The 4,522-nt window shown below is 77.3% G+C and carries 6 protein-coding genes; 1 reads left to right on the forward strand and 5 read right to left on the reverse strand.

Annotated features, from left to right (window positions below; translation table 11 throughout):
* The 3 genes from EDJALFJO_RS00310 to EDJALFJO_RS00320 all read right to left on the reverse strand — a co-directional run.
* Positions 1-540: wax ester/triacylglycerol synthase domain-containing protein (locus EDJALFJO_RS00310; RefSeq protein ID WP_198949864.1), on the reverse strand; the 540-nt coding region annotated here is incomplete at its 3' end.
* 86 nt (positions 541-626) lie between these two features.
* Complete coding sequence (locus EDJALFJO_RS00315; protein WP_088281056.1) at positions 627-1,415, reverse strand: YwiC-like family protein; 789 nt, start codon at positions 1,413-1,415, stop codon at positions 627-629.
* Positions 1,412-1,801, reverse strand: coding sequence for a pyridoxamine 5'-phosphate oxidase family protein (locus tag EDJALFJO_RS00320; protein WP_088281058.1), 390 nt, complete (start codon positions 1,799-1,801; stop codon positions 1,412-1,414). Before EDJALFJO_RS00320 ends, EDJALFJO_RS00315 begins: the two co-directional genes overlap by 4 nt.
* 165 nt (positions 1,802-1,966) lie before the next feature.
* Between EDJALFJO_RS00320 and EDJALFJO_RS00325 the strand changes: the two genes are divergently transcribed.
* Entirely contained in the window at positions 1,967-2,602 is a 636-nt protein-coding gene (locus EDJALFJO_RS00325) for a response regulator transcription factor (RefSeq protein ID WP_088281064.1), read from the forward strand.
* 19 nt (positions 2,603-2,621) lie between these two features.
* On the opposite strand, the gene EDJALFJO_RS00330 is transcribed toward EDJALFJO_RS00325, so the two are convergent.
* Positions 2,622-4,121, reverse strand: a complete 1,500-nt coding sequence (locus tag EDJALFJO_RS00330) for a GAF domain-containing sensor histidine kinase (protein ID WP_088281060.1) — start codon at positions 4,119-4,121, stop codon at positions 2,622-2,624.
* A gap of 56 nt (positions 4,122-4,177) precedes the next feature.
* A partial coding sequence (locus tag EDJALFJO_RS00335; protein WP_233149597.1) for a DUF2249 domain-containing protein occupies positions 4,178-4,522 on the reverse strand: 345 nt, incomplete at its 5' end.

Raw genomic sequence — 4,522 nt, forward strand, 5'->3', positions numbered from 1 at the left:
CCCGCCGTCCGGAGCCGCCGGGCCGCCCGGACCCGCCGCGTCGCCGGGGCCGTCGGGGCCGTCGACGAGCGCGCCGAGCAGCGACAGCCCGGTGACCCCGTCCGCGAGGACGTGGTGCAGGACGACGAGCAGCGCGACCGGCGCGCCGTCCGGCCCCACGAGAACCCTGGCCCGCCAGGGCGAACGGTCGGCGGGCATCCGCTCGAGCAGGGTCCGGGTCGAGGTGTCGAGGACGGCGTGGACCTCGTCCCGCGCGACCCGCTCGACCCCGACGTGGGCCGCCGGGTCGCGGTCGTCGTCCGCCCAGTACCAGCCGCCGCAGCCGAGCGGCGCGCGTGCCGGACGCCGTCCGAGCGCCGGGACGGCACCGAGCCGGTCCCGCACCAGCGCGAGGAGCGCCGCGGCCGGCGGGCGCGGCCCGTCGAGCAGGAGGACGGCGCCGACGTGCTGCGGGACGGGGCCGACGTCGGACTGCCACTGCATGAGGTCGCCGCCGGTGAGGCGGTGCACGCGGGGCGCGTCGTCCGGCTCGTCGGTCACGGCTCCAGTCTCTGCGGCACGGCGGGCGCCGGACCGGGCCGACCGTCCTGCGCTCGGACCGCGCGGACCGTCCCGTCGCGCGACCCTCAGTGCGGCAGCGCGAGAGCGGCGAGCAGCAGCACCGAGCAGCCGACCTCGACGGCGCCGACGAGTGCCACCGAGGTGCGTCGCCGGGTGAGCAGCGCGGCCCGCAGCACGAAGACCGCGAAGGGCACGGCGAGCCAGGCGGACAGGACCACCGCAGGCACGAGCGCGGCCAGGTGGTACCCGACGTCCGCCTGCGCGTACGCGTCGTTGCGCCGTTCGCGGATCATCGCCTTGACATGGACCACGGTGCCGGCGAGGTAGAGCAGGACGGCGGCCGCGGCGCCGAGCACCTGCGTCACCGGCCGGTCCGCGACGAGGACGACGACGGGAGTGACGAGGCAGGCCTGGACGACGGACGCCAGGCCCGCGGCGAGCGCCCGGTCCCGGCGGCGCCGGGCGGCGACGACGTTGACGGCCAGCAGCGCGACGAACGCCGGGGCGACGAGCAGGACGGCGGGCCGGGCGACGACGACGGGCAGGCCGGTGGCGACGGCCACCGCGCCGTACGCCAGCAGTTGGGGGCGGACCCGGCCGGCACGGCCGGTCTTCACCGCGAGGAGGGCGAAGTAGGAGAACAGGTACGCCGCGAGCCAGGCGACGAGCAGCGGCACGTGCCACCAGACCGGTCGACCGCCCCACGACGGCAGCAGGCCCGCGGCGAACGGGAGCAGGAGCATCGCCCAGGCCCCGTGCTGGGGCGGGACCCAACGGCCGGCGCGTGCCCGCCGGGTCCGCGGGGTCCGCGGGTCCCCGGGGCCGGGGCCGGGGCGGACCGGGGCCGTGGTCATCGCAGCCCCTGCCGGAGCGGCCCGGTGGCCTGCCCCTGGATGACGTCGATGCTCAGCGCGACGACCACGGCGTCGTCGTCCGCCGCGGGCCGCGGGCCGCCGGTCCGGTCGTCCCCGGCGGGCTCGACGTCGCGGACCTCGCCGACCACGGTGACGGTCCAGCCCTGGGCGAGGTCGTCGACCTGGAACGCGACGACGGCGTCGTGCATCGCCCCGGCGAGCCGGGATCCGCCCGGCACGGTGAGGAGCAGGTCCCCGGCCGGGTCGAGCCGGCACGGCACAGCGGCGATGGCCGGCAGGGCCCGGTCGGTGAACGCGACCCGGCCGACGACCGCCTCGGCGAGCAGACGCCGGCAGTCCTCGGCGCTCAGGGGGCGTGCTGTCACCGCTCGAGCATCGCGGCGGCGCCGCCCGGGCGGACCGGGCGCAATGTCCTGCCCGGACGGACCGAGGTCCCGGGTCGGCTCCCGGGGCCGACACTGCGTAGCATCGCCGCCATGGACGGTGCAGCGACGGACCGCCCGGCCGACGGCCCGGCACCCCGGGGCGCCGTGATCCGGGTCTACGTCCTCGACGACCACGAGATCGTCCGGCGCGGGATCAGCGAGCTGCTGTCCGGCGAGCCCGACATCGAGGTCGTCGGCGAGTCCGGCTCGGCGGCGCAGGCGACCCGGCGGATCCCGGCGCTGAGGCCCGACGTCGCGATCCTCGACGCCCGGCTCGAGGACGGCTCCGGCGTCGACGTGTGCCGGGACGTCCGCAGCATCGACCCGTCGATCAAGGCCCTGATCCTCACGAGCTACGAGGACGACGACGCGCTCTTCGCCGCGATCATGGCGGGTGCGGCCGGGTACCTGCTCAAGGAGGTCCGGGCCTCCGGGCTCGTGGACGCCGTCCGCCGGGTCGCCGCCGGCCAGTCCCTGCTCGACCCCGCGGTCACCGCGACCGTCCTCGAGCGGCTGCGCAGCGGCGGCACGGCGGCCGACCCCCGGCTCGCCGGGCTCAGCGACCAGGAGCGGCGCATCCTCACGCTCATCGGGGACGGCCGGAGCAACCGCGAGATCGCCGAGGCACTCTTCCTCGCCGAGAAGACGGTGAAGAACTACGTGTCGAGCATCCTCGGCAAGCTGGGGCTCGAGCGTCGCACGCAGGCGGCCGTCCTCGAGGTCGAGCGCCGGGGCGGCTGACGCGCCGGGTCAGCACGGGTCAGCGCCGCGGCACGCTCCACAGCAGCGTCGTCCCGGAGCCCGGCTGCGACCGCAGGTGGAACGTCCCGCCGTTGCGGGTCGCGCGCTCCTCGAGGTTCGCCAGCCCGCTGCGCCGCCCGCCCGGCGCCGTCCCGTCACCGTCGTCGGTGACCGTGAGCTCCAGGGAGCGGCCGATCCGCAGCGACACCTCGACCCTGTGGGCGTGCGCGTGCTTGGCGACGTTCGACAGCGCCTCCCGCGCGACCGCGAGCACCTCGGGCGCGAGGTCGTCGGGGACGGCGAGGATCGGGCCCTCGATGACGAGCCGGACGGCGATCCCGAGGTCGGCGCGGGCCGTCGCGACGAGCTCCTCGAGCTGGTCGCGCAGCGGGGAGCTGACGGCGGTCCCGTGGAGCTGGAAGATCGTCCGGCGGACGTCCTTGATCGTGTCGTCGAGGTCGTCCACGGCGCGGGCCAGGCGCTTGGCCACCTCGGGGACCCGGGCGAGGTTGCCCGCCGCCTGGAGCGACAGGCCGACGGCGAACAGCCGCTGGATGACGAGGTCGTGCAGGTCCTGGGCGATCCGGTCGCGGTCCTGCAGGACGGCGAGCGCCGCCCGGTCGGACGCCGCCCGGGAGGCCTCGACGGCGAGCGCGACGCGCTCGCCGAACGTCCGCGCGAGGAGCGCGTCCTCGTGGTCCGGACCGGGACCCTCGTGCCAGACGAGGGTCATCGTGCCGAGCGTCTGGGGACCGACGGCGAGCGGGAGGGCGAGCCGGGCGGCCGGTCCGGCGTCGTCGGGACCGCCGGGGTCCGGCGGGCCGTCCGGGGCGGAGGGGTGCTCGGTGTCCAGCCGGATCGTCGCGACGTCGGCGCCCGCTGCCGCTGCGGCGATCCGGGCGACCTCGGCGAGCGCGGCGCGCAGGTCGACGGGGCCGGGGTCGACGACGACCTGGACGGCCTGGCTCGCGGCCTCCCACCACGTCTGGCGGCGACGCGCGGCGCGGTAGAGCCGCGCGTTCCCGACGGCGACCCCCGCGGCGGAGGCGAGCGCCTGGAGCGCCTCCTCGTCGTCCGCGGTGAAGTCGCCCGACGGCGGGTCGGCGACGTAGAGGTTGCCGAACGTCGTCCCCCCGACCCGCAGCGGGACGCCGAGGAAGGCCGTCATCCGCGGGTGCGGGTCGGGGAAGCCGACGAACCGGGGGTGGTCGGCGAGGTTGCTCAGGCGCAGCGGCTCGGCGTCGTCGCGCAGGAGCAGGCCCGGCAGGCCGCCGCCGGTCGGCCGGCCGCCGAGCGCCGCACGCTGCTCCGCGTCGAGCACGTGGTCCATCCCGTGGCTGTGGAAGCCGACGACGCGCCCGGCGTCGTCCTGGACGCCGAGCGCGCCGTACCGGGCACCGGTGAGCTCGCAGGCCGTCGTGGCGATCCGGTCGAGCACCTCGTCGAGGTCCAGGCCCTCGCCGACCGCGATGACGGCCTCGAGCAGGGCGCGGACCCGCCGGGGGTCGTCACTGGTCACGGGGCGATGCTACGCAGGGTCGTGGTGACATCGCCGGGCTCGCGGGTCCCGGCGGCTCAGCCCGCGACCGCCTCTCGGGTGATCCGGCCCCGCCACTCGTCCGCGCCGTGCTCGAGCTCGACGACGCTGACCTGCCCGTCGAGCTTGGCCGCGATCTGCCGCAGGAGCGGGGTCGGCCGGTGCGGCGTCACGAGGTCGAGCGCGCCGCCGGCCGGCACGGCGTCGAACGCGCCGAGCACGGCGGCGTGCCGGACGGCGCGGGGCAGCAGCCGGGCGTCGAGCTCCGGGACGCCGGTCGCCGGCGTGCTGCACCCGCAGCCGCGTGACTCGGACAAGGGGATCGGGGTGGCGTCGCTCATGACGGGCCTCTCGGGTGGTGGTGGGTCGTGCGGGGGCCGGGG

It is taken from the genome of Kineosporia sp. A_224, from assembly GCF_002198655.1.
Lineage (GTDB): Bacteria > Actinomycetota > Actinomycetes > Actinomycetales > Kineosporiaceae > R-H-3.